This window comes from Streptococcus sp. Marseille-Q3604 (genome assembly GCF_916619785.1).
GTDB lineage: Bacteria > Bacillota > Bacilli > Lactobacillales > Streptococcaceae > Streptococcus.
The window spans coordinates 666771-682858 of sequence record NZ_CAKAKM010000001.1 but is presented as its reverse complement, the minus strand read 5'-3'; the positions used below and the strand labels follow the sequence as shown (position 1 = coordinate 682858).

The 16088-nt window shown below is 40.2% G+C and carries 9 protein-coding genes and 1 pseudogene; 8 read left to right on the top strand and 2 right to left on the bottom strand.

Going from position 1 to position 16088, the window contains the following annotated elements; genetic code table 11:
• Positions 1-65 precede the first annotated feature (65 nt).
• The 8 genes and pseudogenes from LG375_RS03060 to LG375_RS03025 all read left to right on the top strand — a co-directional run bounded on the left by LG375_RS03060 (position 66) and on the right by LG375_RS03025 (position 10757).
• Complete coding sequence (locus LG375_RS03060; RefSeq protein WP_225745255.1) at positions 66-4805, top strand: glycoside hydrolase family 70 protein; 4740 nt, start codon at positions 66-68, stop codon at positions 4803-4805.
• A gap of 230 nt (positions 4806-5035) precedes the next feature.
• Entirely contained in the window at positions 5036-5773 is a 738-nt protein-coding gene (locus LG375_RS03055; RefSeq protein ID WP_225745254.1) for a YhfC family glutamic-type intramembrane protease, read from the top strand.
• Complete coding sequence (locus LG375_RS03050; protein WP_045768468.1) at positions 5760-6035, top strand: autorepressor SdpR family transcription factor; 276 nt, start codon at positions 5760-5762, stop codon at positions 6033-6035. Before LG375_RS03055 ends, LG375_RS03050 begins: the two co-directional genes overlap by 14 nt.
• Complete coding sequence (locus LG375_RS03045; RefSeq protein WP_225745253.1) at positions 6025-6612, top strand: DUF1648 domain-containing protein; 588 nt, start codon at positions 6025-6027, stop codon at positions 6610-6612. The genes LG375_RS03050 and LG375_RS03045 overlap by 11 nt, the downstream gene beginning before the upstream one ends.
• 211 nt (positions 6613-6823) lie before the next feature.
• The gene (locus tag LG375_RS03040; RefSeq protein ID WP_149561414.1) at positions 6824-7153 is read left to right on the top strand and encodes a bacteriocin immunity protein; all 330 of its coding nucleotides are present in this window, start codon (positions 6824-6826) and stop codon (positions 7151-7153) included.
• A gap of 247 nt (positions 7154-7400) precedes the next feature.
• Positions 7401-9416 carry a M13 family metallopeptidase gene (locus tag LG375_RS03035; protein WP_225745252.1) on the top strand — a complete coding sequence of 672 codons (2016 nt, stop codon included), beginning with the start codon at positions 7401-7403 and terminating at the stop codon, positions 9414-9416.
• Positions 9417-9549: 133 nt separating this feature from the next.
• Positions 9550-9873, top strand: a complete 324-nt coding sequence (locus LG375_RS03030; RefSeq protein WP_225745251.1) for a hypothetical protein — start codon at positions 9550-9552, stop codon at positions 9871-9873.
• A 50-nt stretch (positions 9874-9923) separates the two neighbouring features.
• Positions 9924-10757, top strand: a pseudogene (locus LG375_RS03025) (metallophosphoesterase family protein).
• A gap of 144 nt (positions 10758-10901) precedes the next feature.
• Here LG375_RS03025 and LG375_RS03020 read toward each other — a convergent pair.
• Complete coding sequence (locus LG375_RS03020) at positions 10902-14393, bottom strand: KxYKxGKxW signal peptide domain-containing protein (protein ID WP_225745250.1); 3492 nt, start codon at positions 14391-14393, stop codon at positions 10902-10904.
• A 366-nt stretch (positions 14394-14759) separates the two neighbouring features.
• On the bottom strand, positions 14760-16025 hold the full coding sequence (locus LG375_RS03015; RefSeq protein ID WP_225745249.1) for a threonine/serine ThrE exporter family protein: 1266 nt from the start codon (positions 16023-16025) through the stop codon (positions 14760-14762).
• Positions 16026-16088 lie beyond the last annotated feature (63 nt).

Here is a 16088-nt window from a genome sequence, read left to right as displayed (position 1 = left end):
TGTAATTGTATTCCCTTGTCAAATAGCTTATGATAGAAGTAATATAAGGGAAAAAGGTAAATATTATGGAACAAAAAGTACGCTTTAAAATGCATAAAGTGAAGAAGAATTGGGTGACTATTGGGGTGACAGCACTCTCAATGGTTACTGTTGCTGGTGGAACTTTGTTGGCGGATCAACAGGTTCAGGCCGATGAGCAAAATCCTGCGAATCAGTCGGGTGATAGCAGTCAGAATCTGCTTCAAGAAACGCCAGCTACAACTAATGATGCAGCAACTACAGTAGCACCAACTATCTCAGCAGATGCTAATACTGCGAGCGTGGCTATTCCTGTCGCAGATGCGACTAGCACGACAACCGATGTTACAGATAGGGCAGCGGCACCTGCTGCAAACACAGCGACAGTTGATACTAACTCAGGTCAAGCAGCACCAAGTACAAATGTGCAAGCAGCTGCAGTTGATACGAGTGCTACAACGACAGATACAAATAATGCGACTGCAACAGCTACTACAGACCGTGCAGCAACAACTGATACGGCAAATACAGAAGCTCGTACACGTAGTCGTCGTGCCTTGGCAGAAACTCGTGAAGCCAATACCAATACAGCGACTGGTATCCAATGGATTAACGGCAAACAATACTATGTCAATAGTGACGGTAGTGTGCGTAAGAACTTCGTCTTTGAGCAAGATGGTAAGTCATATTACTTTGATGCCGAAACAGGGGCTCTTACGACCAAGTCACAGGATGAATTTTCAACTAAACCTATCAAGGCGACCGTAGATTTTTCATCTGGAAATCAGCTCTACAAAAACGATAACAAATCTTTGGACCAACTCGACACCTTCATCACTGCGGATGCTTGGTACCGTCCAAAGAGTATTCTCAAGGATGGTAAGACTTGGACAGCTTCAACTGAAGCGGACAAACGTCCACTCTTGATGGTTTGGTGGCCTGACAAATCGACTCAGGTTAACTACCTAAACTACATGCAAAATCAAGGTCTTGGTGCGGGATCATTTTCAACCAACTCTAGCCAGGAAAGTCTAAATCTAGCTGCTAAAGCGGTTCAGACTAAGATTGAAGAGCGTATTGCGCGTGAAGGCAATACCAAGTGGTTGAGTACAAGTATTAATCAATTTATCAAGACTCAGCCAGGTTGGAATAGTAGCACTGAAAATAGTTCATACGACCACTTGCAAGGTGGACAGTTGCTCTTTAACAACAGTAAGGGTGATACTGGTAACCGTACTAGCTACGCCAACTCTGATTATCGTCTACTTAACCGCACACCTACTAACCAGACGGGTACACGTAAGTACTTCAAGGACAATTCTATCGGTGGTCTTGAGTTCTTGCTTGCCAACGATATTGATAACTCAAACCCAGCTGTTCAGGCGGAGCAACTTAACTGGCTCCACTTTATGATGAATATCGGAAGCATCATGGCCAATGACCCAACAGCCAACTTTGACGGTTTGCGTGTCGATGCCTTGGACAATGTGGATGCTGACCTTCTCCAAATCGCTTCAGATTACTTCAAAGCAGCCTATGGTGTTGACAAGTCCGAAGCTAATGCGATCAAACACTTGTCATACTTGGAAGCGTGGTCTGCCAACGACCCATACTACAACAAGGATACTAAAGGGGCACAACTGCCGATTGATAATGCCCTTCGTAATGCTCTTACCAACCTTTTGATGCGTGATAAAAATACACGTATGCAGCTTGGGGACATGACTGCTTTTATGAATAGTAGTTTGAATCCACGAGGTGCTAACGATAAGAACGGTGAACGTATGGCCAACTATATTTTCACCCGTGCCCACGATACGGAAGCGCAAACCATTATCCAACGTATCATCCGTGATCGTATCAACCCAAATCTGTTTGGTTACAATTTCACCCGTGATGAAATCAAGAAGGCCTTCGAGATTTACAATGCGGATATCAATACAGCTCACAAGACTTATGCGTCTTACAACTTGCCATCTGTCTATGCCCTCATGTTGACCAACAAGGACTCTGTAACACGTGTTTATTATGGAGACCTCTACCGTGAGGATGGTCACTACATGGCCAAGAAGACGCCTTACTTTGATGCCATCGATACCCTTTTGCGTGCCCGTATCAAGTATGTAGCTGGTGGTCAAGACATGGAAGTGAAGAAAGTCGGAAATGACGGCCTCTTGACATCAGTTCGTTATGGTAAAGGTGCCAATAACAGAACTGATTGGGGAACTGCTGAAACCCGTACGCAAGGGATGGGTGTCATCATGACCAACAACTATGATTTCCGATTGGGTAGCAATGAAACCGTAACGATGAACATGGGTAGAGCTCACCGTAATCAGCTTTATCGCCCATTACTTTTGACAACAAAAGATGGTATAGCAACCTACCTCAACGATTCTGATGTGCATAAAAACCTTCTTAAACGTACGGACTGGAATGGGAACTTGACCTTCAATGCCAACGATATTTTTGGTGTGGAAAATGTGCAAGTATCAGGTTACCTCGGTGTCTGGGTACCAGTCGGGGCTAAGGCTAACCAAGACGCACGTACACAGCCAAGTAACCGTGCCAATAGAGATGGTCAAGTTTACAAGTCTTCAGCAGCCCTTGATTCGCAAGTCATGTATGAAGCCTTCTCAAACTTCCAAGCTTTTGCGGACGATCAGCCAGAACTCTATATGAACCGTGTCTTGGCTAAGAACACTAATTTGCTCAAAGCTTGGGGTGTTACGTCTGTTGGACTTCCACCACAGTACGTTTCAAGTAAGGATGGTACCTTCCTTGATTCAACAATTGACAATGGTTATGCCTTTGATGACCGTTATGACATGGCCTTGAGTCAAAATAACAAGTATGGCTCACTTGAGGACCTCCTTAATGTCCTTCGTGCTCTCCACAAAGATGGTATTCAAGCCATTGCTGACTGGGTGCCAGACCAAATTTATAACCTTCCAGGAAAAGAAGTAGTTAATGCCACACGTGTTAACGGCTACGGTTATCACCAACAAGGTTATCAAATTGTGGACCAAGCCTATGTGGCAAATACCCGCACAGATGGCACAGACTATCAAGGCAAGTACGGTGGTGCCTTCCTTGATGAGCTGAAAGCTAAGTACCCATCTATTTTCAACCGTGTGCAAATCTCAAATGGTAAGCAATTGCCTACGAATGAAAAGATTACCAAATGGTCTGCTAAGTACTTCAACGGAACTAACATCCTTGGACGAGGCATCAACTTTGTCCTTCGTGATGACAAGACCAACCAGTACTTTAATACTTCAGCCAACGGCCAACTCTTGCCAACACCACTTCGTGACACAGGTGCCATCACAAGCACTCAAGTCTTCCAACGTCGTGGACAAGATGTTTACTTCCTTCGTGATAACCAAGTCATCAAGAATGAATTTGTTCAAGACGGTAACGGTAACTGGTATTACTTCGGTGGTGACGGTAAGATGACCAAGGGTGCTCAAACTATCAACAGCAAAGATTACTATTTCTTTGATAATGGTATCCAATTGCGTAACGCCCTTCGTCGTGCCAACAACGGTTATACTTACTATTACGGTCTAGACGGTGCTATGGTTAAGAATGCCTTCGTTGATTTTGATGATAAACGTAAGCAAGTCCGTGCCTTTACAACACAAGGAACCATGGTAGTGGGTAACCTTCATTGGAGTGGTCACCATTTCTACTTTGACCGTGAAACTGGTCTTCAGGCTAAGGATCGCATTGTCCGTACCGATGATGGCAAATTGCATTACTATGCTGCCCAAACAGGTGATATGGAACGAAATGTCTTTGCGACTGATAGCAGCACAGGCAAGCGTTATTACTTCGATGCTGATGGTAACACTGTGACAGGTTCACGTGTCATTGACGGTAAGACTTATTACTTTAACCAAGATGGTAGTGTCGGTACGGCCTACAGCAATCGTGCAGATTCTATTATCTTTGAAAATGGTAAGGCTCGCTACATCACCCCAGCAGGCGAAATCGGACGTAGCATCTTTGTCTATAACCCAGCAACTAAGGCCTGGAACTACTTTGATAAAGAAGGTAACCGTGTGACAGGTCGTCAATACATTGATGGTCACCTCTATTACTTCAAGGAAGATGGTAGCCAAGCTAAGGGTGAAATTATTGAAGAAAATGGCATCAAGTATTACTATGAGCCAGAATCAGGTATTCTTGCTAGCGGACGCTACCTCCAAGTAGGTGATGACCAGTGGATGTACTTCAAACAAGACGGTTCACTGGCAATCGGCCAAGTTCGTGCTGATCATGGATACCTTAAGTACTTTGATAAAAATGGTATCCAAGTCAAGGGTAAAACCATTGTTGAAGATGGTAAGACTTATTACTATGATGCCCACAGCGGAGCTCTTGTCACAAGCAGCTTTGCTGAGATTGCACCAAACCAATGGTCTTACTTCAATACTGATGGCCAAGCCCTTAAAGGCAAGTGGACTATCAATGGCAAGGAATACTACTTTGACCAAAATGGGATCCAATACAAGGGCAAAGCCGTTAAGGTCGGCAGTCGTTACAAGTACTATGACGAAAACGACGGTCAACCTGTAACCAACCGCTTTGCTCAAATTGAGCCAAACGTCTGGTCTTACTTCGGAGCAGATGGCTATGCCGTGACAGGGGAACAAGTCATCAATGGCCAACACCTTTACTTTGACCAATCAGGTCGCCAAGTTAAAGGTGCCTACGTCACAGTCAATGGCCAACGTCGTTACTACGATGCCAACACTGGTGAATATGTCCCAGGAAGATAAGCAGTAGTAGCCCATATAACTGACTAGAGAACACACAGCCGAGAATGAGGGAAAATTCTCAAGAAGAAAGATCGTGAAAACGGTCTTTTTTTGTATCTCTATTTCGATTTTCTTCGAAATATCCTTGACAGTGGTTTAGGAAAAGCGTAGAATCTATTTCGAAAAGTATAGAAATAGGTATTCTGACTTAAGTCGTACTGATGCTCCGTATCAAGGAAAGGATAAATCAAATGGAAACATTCCTTTTTATGACAATTCTTGCCATGTTAGTTATCGCCATCATAAGTTTTATCGTTCTGAAGAAAAAATGGCAATTTTCAATCAAGCTCTTTTTAGTAGGTCTGATTGGTTTTGCCTTACCTGTCATGATGATTGAAGGACCTATCAATGCTGTGGCTCTTTCTGGTCTTGCTCACTCTTCTAAATGGTTGACCATTATTTATGGAGGACTTATGGCTGGCCTTGTCGAAGAAACAACACGCTATGTGGTGTTTAAGGTCCTTGCAAAGAAAAGAAGGTTGATGACGTCTGATATTGTAGCCTACGGTTTTGGACATGGTCTTAGTGAATTTATCTTGCTTGGAGTGATGGGGTTACTCACTTACATCATTGTTTTACAGGCCATCCATTCAGGTCAGGGCAGTCAGTTACCTTCACTTCTTGTGAGTCAGGTCAACCAATTAACTGGCTTTGTTGTGATCATGTCTCTCTTTGAAAGACTAGTTGCTTTGGTATTACAAGTCTTGCTTACAGCTTGGGATTTTCTAGCAGTCACTAAGCATAAGCTTTCATTCTATTTTGGGGCGATATTACTTCATGCTACCATCGATTTTTTGGCAGGTGCTTATCAACAAGGGATAGTCAGAAATATCTTATTAATCGAAGTCATGTTAGCTATTTATATGCTAGGTGTCGGACTTGTGACACGCCAAATTTGGAAAAAGGAGGAAACTCATGGGCTTATCTGAAACCTTAAAAGCCATCTCTGCCCCTGTGAGGAGAGAAATTTTAGACTATCTAAAGTCTGGGCCCAAGTCTGCAGGTGAAATCAGCCAGCAGTTTGACTTAGCTCCCGCAACAGTTTCTCATCATTTGTCTACCTTGAAAAAAGCGGGACTTATTGAAGAAGAAAAGCAGAAGAATTTTATCTACTATAGTTTGAACTTGACCGTTTTTGAAGAAATTTTAACTTGGATTCAATCACTTGGAGGAAAAGAAGATGAAAAATAATATGCAAAGAGTCATTGGTAATATAGTGATACTTACACCGGTTATTGTCGGACTAGTCTTTTACAAACAACTACCAAATCAGATTGCAATCCACTTTAATGTCGAAGAGCAAGCCAATGGCTTTATGAACCGCAATCTAGCAATAGTAGCCCTACCTTTTCTTGCGTCAATCATATATAATCTCTGTTTTTCATTCTTTAAACAAATAACCATTCCATTCTTAAAAGAGTTTATGTTATGGCTTATCCCAATTTTTTCGGTCGTCATTCAAGGTCTCATATTGACTATTGCCTTAGGAGGTCATGTTCAAGTTCGATTGACTGTGATTTGGTTAGTAGCACTCATTTTTCTAGTAATAGGAAATTATCTTCCTAAAAGTCTTGGACTAGCTACAAAAAATCATAGTGAGAGCAGTAAGTCAGTAGCGAGAAAGTTAGGTTATCTAATGGTTGCGATGAGTCTTGTCCTACTAATCAGCCTATGCTTTAACCCCTATACTACAATTATGGTTTTAGGCATTTTTATAGTTCTTATCTTGAGTATCTTGTTACCCAATTTTCGCAGTTTAAGAAAGTAATCGTCTGATTACTTTTTTGTCCGTTTGTGTCATATATTGGACAGTATATGGCAGAAAGATATTTTTGCTCTTGAATTTGATATGCTAGATGTGTATAATGATGTCACAGCGAACTATTGAAGGAGGTCGGTGCTCATGACAATACAAAAATTAACCAATTTAATTCACTTGCTCGACCTTATCTTGCTACAGATTATTGGAGGTAATTTAGTTGACAAAAAGCAATAACACGCAAATTACGGATATCTTAAACACTATCTATAATCTTATTGTAAATCCAGAAACAACTGAAAATGAGAGAGAATTGCTCGTAACGTTTAAAAATGAAATAGAAGTTGGAAAGAAGGATAATGATGAACTTCTTGCAGAATTATGCAGAGCTATTCAAGTTCTAGCAGTCCGCAATCTTTCTAAAGGGATTTCACTGAGTTCAGGAGTGAGTGACTTGAGTAAGACTCTCACAGAATTCCAAGAAAAATCAGAGCGTAACATTAATCTAGCAATAGGATTAACATCACTCGGCAGTTTGTCTTTTAAATGATTTATCTGCTTGTGATGATTAGTAAAATGACCAAAAAGATCAACTAAATTCAACCTGCTAAGTTGGATTTAGTTGATTTTTTATTGTTCTTATCTTGAGTGTCATGATATTTAATTTTAGCAGTGTAAGAAAATACAGAGAAGTAATCGGCTGATTACTTCTTTTTGTCTCCCAAAAACATCTTGCTAAAATCGGTGTTCTAATGATATAATACAAGTATATTAATCTAATTTTCTAAGGAGTATCTATGAAAAAGCGTAAGAAAATTATTCTTGGTTCCATAACGGGAGTCTTGGCCTTGGCTCTTGCAGGAGGTGGTTTTTGGGCCTATAAAACCTTTGTCCCACAAGAGACACCGATTGACAAGAATGCTACGGTAGCCTCAAATTTTTATCAGGCTGTCAACAAGGAATGGCTCCTAAAAGCAAAAATTCCTGTTGATTCTCCAAGCATTGATAGTTTTTATACATTAGATGAAGATGTCAAAGGGAAGCTAAAGAAGGATATCAAAAATTTAGGGGAAGGAAAGGAATCTTCAGACATTACGGGGATGTCTGAGTTTATCACTTTCTACAAGGCTGCTAGTGATTACAAGCAGCGTGAGAAAGATGGACTAGAACCTCTCAAACCTTATCTAAAAGAAATTGAGGATATCAAGGATCTAAATGATTTGGCCAATAAATCTGCTAGCTTAACTGATAAAGGGATTCCTATTCCATTTGGTTATGACGTAGGAACTAACGCAGAGAATACCAGTCAGAAACAAATCCAATTGAGCCCTCCAAGCATCTTATTGCCAGATGTGTCTATTTATAAAGATGAGTCGAGCAAGAAACAATATTTAACTCCAATCGAAACAGCCACGAAAAAAGCCTTGGAAATGCTTGGATATAGTGAAAAAAATAGTAAACGCATTGTCAAAGAAGCACTGGAGTTCGACGAAATCATTGCTAAGTATAGTCTCAGTAACGAAGAGATGTCTGAGAGTAAGAATTTGGTTCATCCTAAAACGGCAGAAGAGATTAATGCCTACTCAGGTTCCTTCAAATTATATGATGTCATCAAAGGCATTATGGGACGTGATTTAGAAACCATCAATGTCCCTAATACCAAGTATTTTGAGAATTATAGTAAGGTCGTTAATCAGGACAATTTTTCTAAAATAAAATCATGGATGTTGGTGCAAGAAGCTATGGCAGCGTCAAATTCTCTAACAGAAGATTACCGCTTAAATTTTCAATCGATTAGCATAGCTATTATGGGCACACAGAAGCCAATTTCTAAGGAAGATACGGTTTACGAGATGAGTGTCAATCTGTTTAGTGATGTCATGAGTGTCTATTATGGACGTAAATACTTTGGTGAGGAAGCCAAGACTGATGTGACAGGCATGTTTGATAAAATCAAAAATGTCTATCGTGGCCGTCTCCAACAGAATGATTGGTTGACGGAAGAAACACGTAACAAGGCCATCGAAAAGTTGGATAAAATGAAGGTTTTTGTAGGTTATCAGGAAGATGTGGATCCTGGAACCAAAGAATTACATCTTGACCCTAACAAGTCCTTCTTTGAGTTGTCAGAAGACATTGCCCAGTTCGGAAAACGTTATACCATTGACCATTTTGATGAGCCTATTGATAAGAATAAATGGTCTGGTTCTGCTTTTGATATCAATGCCTATTACAACCCAGAAAGCAATAGCATCAACTTCCCAGCTGGCATTTTGCAAGCGCCGTTTTATGACAAAAACCAAAGTACTGAAAAGAACTATGGTGGTATCGGTGTCGTGATTGGACATGAAATTACCCATGCCTTTGACTCCAATGGTGCCGACTATGATGAGAACGGTGACATGCATAACTGGTGGACAAAAGCAGATACTAAAGCTTTCGACAAGAGAATCAAAGCCTTTGAAGACCAGTGGAATGGTTTGGAAATTTACGGGACTAAGGTAAATGGAAAACTCACAGTCACTGAGAATGTCGCAGATGCTGGTGGTCTTTCATCCACACTCCAAGTGCTCAAAACAGAAATGACAAAACCTAATCTCAAGGATTACTTTGAGAACTACGCAGATATCTGGAAACAAAAGGCCAGCCTACAGTACAATAAATATACCATGGTACAAGACGTCCACGCACCAAATGAGTTGCGTGTTAACCAACAACTTAAAAACCTTCCTGAGTTTTATGAGGCCTACCCTCAAATCAAGGAAGGCGATGCTATGTACTTGGCACCAAGCAAACGTATTAGTTTGTGGTAAAGAGGCTTACCACTTTGTAAATCAACAAGAAGAGAATTTGGAATGGAAACATCCCAGGTTCTCTTTTTATGTTGTCGCTTTTGGGAATCATTTTCTAGTGTTATAATGTTGCTATTAAGGAAAGGATTCAAGAATGAAGCATAAAAGGAATCTGATAGAAGATAATAAAAGAGGTGAGAATCAGAGCTTTCTCTACTTCCTACACGAGGAGAAAAAATTTGACGTAAAGGCGCTTGATGATTTGTGTCACTACATCATAGAACTGGATACAATCAGTCTCGAGGAGCTGAGAGATATCCATTATATTGAAAATCAAATACTACGCCATCTCGTGTATCATTTTGATGATAATGATCTAAGTAAGATTTCAAATCTCCCTTTTGAGTATTGGGAGTATATAGAGCCCTTTGAACGCTTGGTGGCATGTTTGTATGAGGGTGATGATGAGGAAGAATAGTTGATGTTGTACTGGTTTCAACCTAGTAGACCATCAGTAAAGGAGTATAGATGAAACATCGTATTGCAATTTTGTCAGATATTCATGGGAATACAACAGCTCTTGAGACAGTTATTAAGGATGCACAAGAGTTGGGTGCAACAGAATATTGGTTAATGGGAGATATTTTGTTACCTGGCCCAGGTAGAAATGAACTCTTTGAACTTCTGTCTTCAATTCCCATAACAGCCACTGTTAGAGGAAATTGGGATGATTGCGTTTTGGAAGCTTTGGATGGGGAGTATGGTCTGGAGAATCCTCAAGAAGTTCAGCTCTTGCGACTTACCCAGTAGTTGATGGAAGAGATGGATCCTAAATATGTTGATTGGATACGTTCTCTGCCTCTGGTTGTGAAAAAGGAAGTCAATGGGATTCGTTTTTCTCTGACGCATCACTTACCGGAGAAAAACTACGGAGGTGAGTTACGTCCAGCTAATGATACCAGTCATTTTGATCAGTTGTTAGATGATCAAACAGATATGGCAATTTACGGTCATGTGCATAAGCAATTGCTTCGTTATGGTAGTAAGGGACAACAAATCCTTAATCCTGGTACGATTGGTATGCCTTATTTTGACTGGTCACCCCTGCAAAATCATAGAGCTCAGTATGCCATAGTCGATGTCGAAGAAGATGGTGTTACTAATCTCCAATTTCGAAAGATTGCCTATAATTATGAGGCAGAGTTGCAGTTAGCCAAAGACAAACAGTTGTCCTATATCGAGCTTTATCAAGAGTTACGAAGAAATGACACTTATCCAGGTCATAACAAAGACTTGCTCGAGCGTTTAAATCAACATTATGGCTATGCTAAAGATGTTAAGAAATATTTTGACTTGAAGTAGATTGATGATAGAGATTTTGCCGGTAGCCTTACTAGGTTTTAGAAAACAAAAAGAAAACACCAGAAAAAATGATTTCTGGTGTTTTTGGATACATTTTGGCAAAAATGAGGTATTTTTCAAATTCTTACAGTTGTTAGTTTGATATTAATCCTTTTTCTCTGTAGCTACGCCATTTTCGTCAATAATATAGGTTTTTCCATCTTTTTCAAGCGTAGTGTTAGTGGTAATTGGAGAACCTTTTGACTCTGGACTAACTGATATCGGCTTTTCAAAATGATAGAGTTTACCATCAAACTCTTTCCATTCGCCACTAAAAGGAGTAGTCATATAAATTTCAGGGTTGAAATAATAAAGTCTATTATCTTCTAACCGAATGACACCTGTTTTTACAACTCCATTCTCATCAGAGATACAGAAACCATTCCAAGAGGTCGAGGTGTCTGTAGCTGTATTCCTTAGAAGTCGTCCTTTAGGGCCCAAAAGATAGGTCTTTTCATTGATATTTTGTAGATATGTTCGGTTTTCAGCTCCCCATGGTGGACTAATATAGTAGGTTTCATTATTATGAGTAACCCATCCGAACTGTAGATGACCGTCCTTATCAGCATAATAGTATTTGTAGTCGCCGTCAAAATCATCAGAAAGCATACTACCGTCTTTTTTGAAGAAATAATCGAAATCACCTATCTTGTGTCTATCATTTCGAACTTGGTAGCCATCTTCTTTAAAATAAACACGTTTACCGTCAATAGTTGCCCAACCAAATATCTGGCTTCCATCCTCGCCAAAATAAGTATATTTTTTAGAAAAGTAATCGCCTGTTTCATGGAATTTATTTACGAACATAGCACCAGTATCGTTATCGAAGAAATAGTACTTTCCATCAAGCAGAAGTCGTTTTCCTTTGGCTTGTTTTCCAGTTGAATCAAAGTAGTATTTTTGATGATTAATAATTTGAAGTCCAGTGGCTAACTGTCCATTTTCTTTAATATAAGCCCAATCACCATCTTTATCTTGAATAAATTGTCCAGGTTTGTTCATAGTTACATAACCATTTTGGTCAATGACATAACGAATACCATTAAGTTCAAGTGTTCGGTTAGTCCACATAGCTCCGCTGTCTCTATCGAAATAATGTGTTTGACCGTCAATTTCAACAAGTCGTCCCTTAGCTTGTTTGCCCTCTTTATCAAAGTATAGAGTGACATTATCTATTGAATGGAGTCCGGTGACAGCTTTCCCCTCGTTATCAAAGTAGTACCAATTCCATGCATCATCGTGTTCGAAACGATTTGTTAGTTTAGTTTCGGTCGCTACTCCTTTATCATCAATGAGGTAGGCTTTTTTATTGTAAACTAAGGTCTTGGAAACTGTAAGAGGGGAAGTTTCGGAAAGCGAACTTGTTCTATTGAAAGCATAGAATTTATTGTCACTTTGAATTACAGTTTCTTCAATTTTAGTTAAATCTGTATTTTCTGGAAGTAGATGTCCGATGTAAAAATCATTGTTTTCATCAAGATAGTATAGATTACCAAAATCATCACCAATAATACGTTTAATCTTATCGGTCTTTGTTCGTACTCCGTGGTTAATAATGTCTACTTCTTCCCTGACGGTATTAGTATAACTTCTTCCACCATGCTTGTAAGTTCTGTTTATGCTAGGCTCTAAGTGGTATAGCTTACCATCAATCGTTTTCCAAGTAGGTGTTGTAACTGCAAACATTTTTGGAATATCACTTTTATTTTCAAAATAATAGAGTTTACCATTATTTGCAGTGCTAACACCAGTAAGTAAAACCCCATCTTTATCTGTACCTACGATGCCAGAGTAGTATGCATCATAATCCAGATTCTGACGTACGAGTAAAGGTCCGAGATAGTTTTTCAGAAGTTTGCCTTCAAAATAGTAATAGTCCTTGCCTCCTTTTGTGACTATACCAGTGATTGCTGAACCAGAATTTGAAAAATAGTAGTCATCACCATTAATGTGATGCTCTCCGGTTAATACTTGGCCAAATTTGTTGGAGCGATAGCTAGTATTTGAAGTTCCAACAAAGACACGTAATGAATGAATATAAAAGGCATCTTTTACCAATTTTCCATGATTATCAAAGAGGTAGTCTTGTCCTTTGAAGGTAGTAAGAGCATTTTCAACTCGACCAGTATGATCAAAATAATAAAGTTGATCGCCAACTCGATGCCATCCATAGTAACGTCGACCATCAGAACCATAATAGATGTTATACGTTTTTGCAAATGGTTCCCATCTTCTGATTTCAATAGACCAAGTATGCCAATAGTTGGTTTTTACAGCACCTGAATAGTGACTAAAATAGTAATGGAAGCCGTCTATGATTCTTTCGCCATCTTTCGCTTGACGACCTTCTTCATCAAAGTAAAGAGTTACTCCATCTACATTTTGCCATCCTCTTAGTTTCTCTCCTGTTGCGGTGTAATAATACCAGTTCCCTGAGGAATCCTCTTGGAAATGGCCACCAGAAACAAGTGGAAGTCGTGGAAGTTTCTGCTCAGTTTCAATCAAAAGTCCATTAGCTTCTGCGTGGTAAGTTTTTCCATTAATAGTGATGTCGGTATTTATAACCTTATGACCACTATCCTTATCAAAGTAATAGGGTTCGATACCTATTGTAACGATTTCACCCTTGGCCTGAACACCGTCTGGGTAGAAATACATGTCGAAGCCATCTATAGTCTGTTCGCCTGTTAGAAGTTTCCCTTCTTTATCACTATAGTACCAGTTGCCGTCGTCATCCGACCAAAAACGGTCACGAACCAATTGGCCAGTATTTTTTTGAAAATAATAGGAATTTCCATCTAGGATGACAAAGGCATCTTTAGCTTGAACACCATTAGGGTAAAAGTAGAGTGTAATATTGTCAATAACTTGTTTACCGATAAGTGCTTTCCCATCTTGGCCTAAGTAGTACCAATTTCCATTCTTATCAGATGCAAAAGCATTGCGAGTAAGTTGTCCGCTATCTTTCTCAAAGTGATATGTTGCTCCATTAACGTGACGGGTGTCTCCTTTGACTTGCTTACCATCGGCATCGAAGTAGACATTCACATTATCAATATTTTGCATACCAGTAAGTGCTTTCCCATCCTTAATATAGTACCAGTTGCCCTGATCATCGCTAGTGTAATGACCGCCGGATATTACGGGACTTTCTTCTACTTCATGGGCTGCATTTGTTTCAGAATGTGATGTTTCAGAGCTTACGACTTCACTGCTAGTAACAGTAGAGACTTCCGAACGAAGAGCTTGTTGAGAGTTAATTTCAGAAGTACCTATGTCTGAAGTAGCTGCATCAGTGACACTTTGTTTAGATTCAGTAGAAGTAGTTTCAGTGATGATTTCACTTGAATTTGTTGTGACTAAAGATTTGTTTTCCTCTGGTTTAGTAGTGACTTCATTAGTTGACGGGCTTATGACATCGGTTGCATTTTCTTCTATGCTGTTTTCAACCGTTGGTTCTGAGGTGGAGTGAGTCTGTTCAGCTGCGGACACATAGCCCAAGCTTGCAAAACTAAGTCCTAGAGCTAGACCAGTTACTGCAATGGTTACCCATTGCTTTTTTACTTTGTGAAGTTTAAAGTATACTTTCTTTTCCATGATAATGCTCCTTTCATAAAACTAAATAATAGTAGCAAGGATATGGTTAACTCATGAGTAAAATTAAGTTAGTATTATGGTTCTATTACTTACATATCAAGTTTATCATCACATTTTAATAAAATCAAAGAATTGTGTAAGCGTTTTTATTTTTGTATAAACTCTTTCCAACTCTACTCTAAACAAAACTGATAGTATATGAATGATGAACTTTCATTAAAGAGTGTTAATGATGTATTTGCTTTAAGTTAGCAGCGGATAGATCCTTGAGTAGGGTATTTTTGATATTCATAATATGCTATTCACTGATTTTAGAACGCCACCAAAAAAAGCCACTGGCATACAATACCAATGGCTTTTAACAATTTATTTCTTCTTCCCTACTACAAAATAACGGCTAGGGATTTGTTGTGTCAAACTGACGGCGATGGCGATGGTAAATGAAGCCAGGAAACAAGCCCGTAGGAAGCTTAGGCCTAGGTGAGAATTTCCAATCAAGAGGAAGTAGACCGCACGGTAGAAGCTCATCCCTGGAATGAGTGGGAACATGCTTGAGGCTAGGAAGACTGTAGCTGGGCATCTACGGTAGTGGGCCAAGAAGCGTGAGGTGAAAGTGACCAGAAGGGCAGGAAAGAGGATGGCAAGGACCTCGTGATGGGTATTGTTCCAAATCAAGAGGTAGAGGAGCCATGAGCCTGCACCTAGGGTTCCGAGGTCTAAGAAGTATTTCTTGGGCACTCGGTAAAGCACGGAGAAGGCTGCTGTCCCCAGTCCTGCCATGAAGGTTTGAATCAAGACCTCCTGCCATGAGGTAGATGGTGTTGAGAACATGCCTGATAATTGTTCCGCAAAGGGAAGAAGTGAAATCATGGCAAGAACACCGACAGAGATAGACAGACAAGTGGAGACCCCAGACAGCATCAGGGCCAGACCACTATAGTAGTTGTTCTGGGTGAATTCTCGTATGGCATTAACAAAGTAGGCCCCAGGAATCAAAATCATCAAGGTTCCCAGAATAATCACACTACGATGTTGGCCGATTCCTAGATAGTAGAGAACATTGGCTGATAAAGCAGCAATGGCACTAGAGAGGATAATCTGCAAGAAACTGGTATGAATAAAACGAGAAAAGAGCTGCATACCAATCCCCACAAAAAGTCCCGATATAGCCGCAGCAGTTCCATCAATCCAGCTACTTCCAAGGGCTAGCGAGAAGCTCCCTGCACCAATGACACAGGCTATAATATCCTCTAAAGGACGATAGAAAGTCTTCTGCTCAATGGTTTTCAGCTTTTGGAAAATGCTAGAAACAGGCTGATTTGGCTGTTCTGCCAGTTCACGAGACAGGCGGTTTACTTCCTCTAGTTTACCTAGATGGATAGACGGGACTGAGGTAGCTAGGACACGAGACTCTTTAAGACCTGAGCGGTTGAGTCCAGAAATCATGACTCCTCGATTGACCACATAAGTGGAGAAGTCTCTGATACCAAGAGACTTGGCCATGTGTCCCATGGTGTCCTCGATACGGTAAATCTCAGCACCGCTCTCCATCAGGACACGGCCTGCCTGAAGGACGGCATCCATTTCATTTTTGGTTTCTATTTCTGTCTCTCTTGGAAAATCGATGGTCATTTGAACCTCCTTATCGCTTAATTCGTCATTCCATTATAAGGCTTGAATGGTGGTTTTTCAATA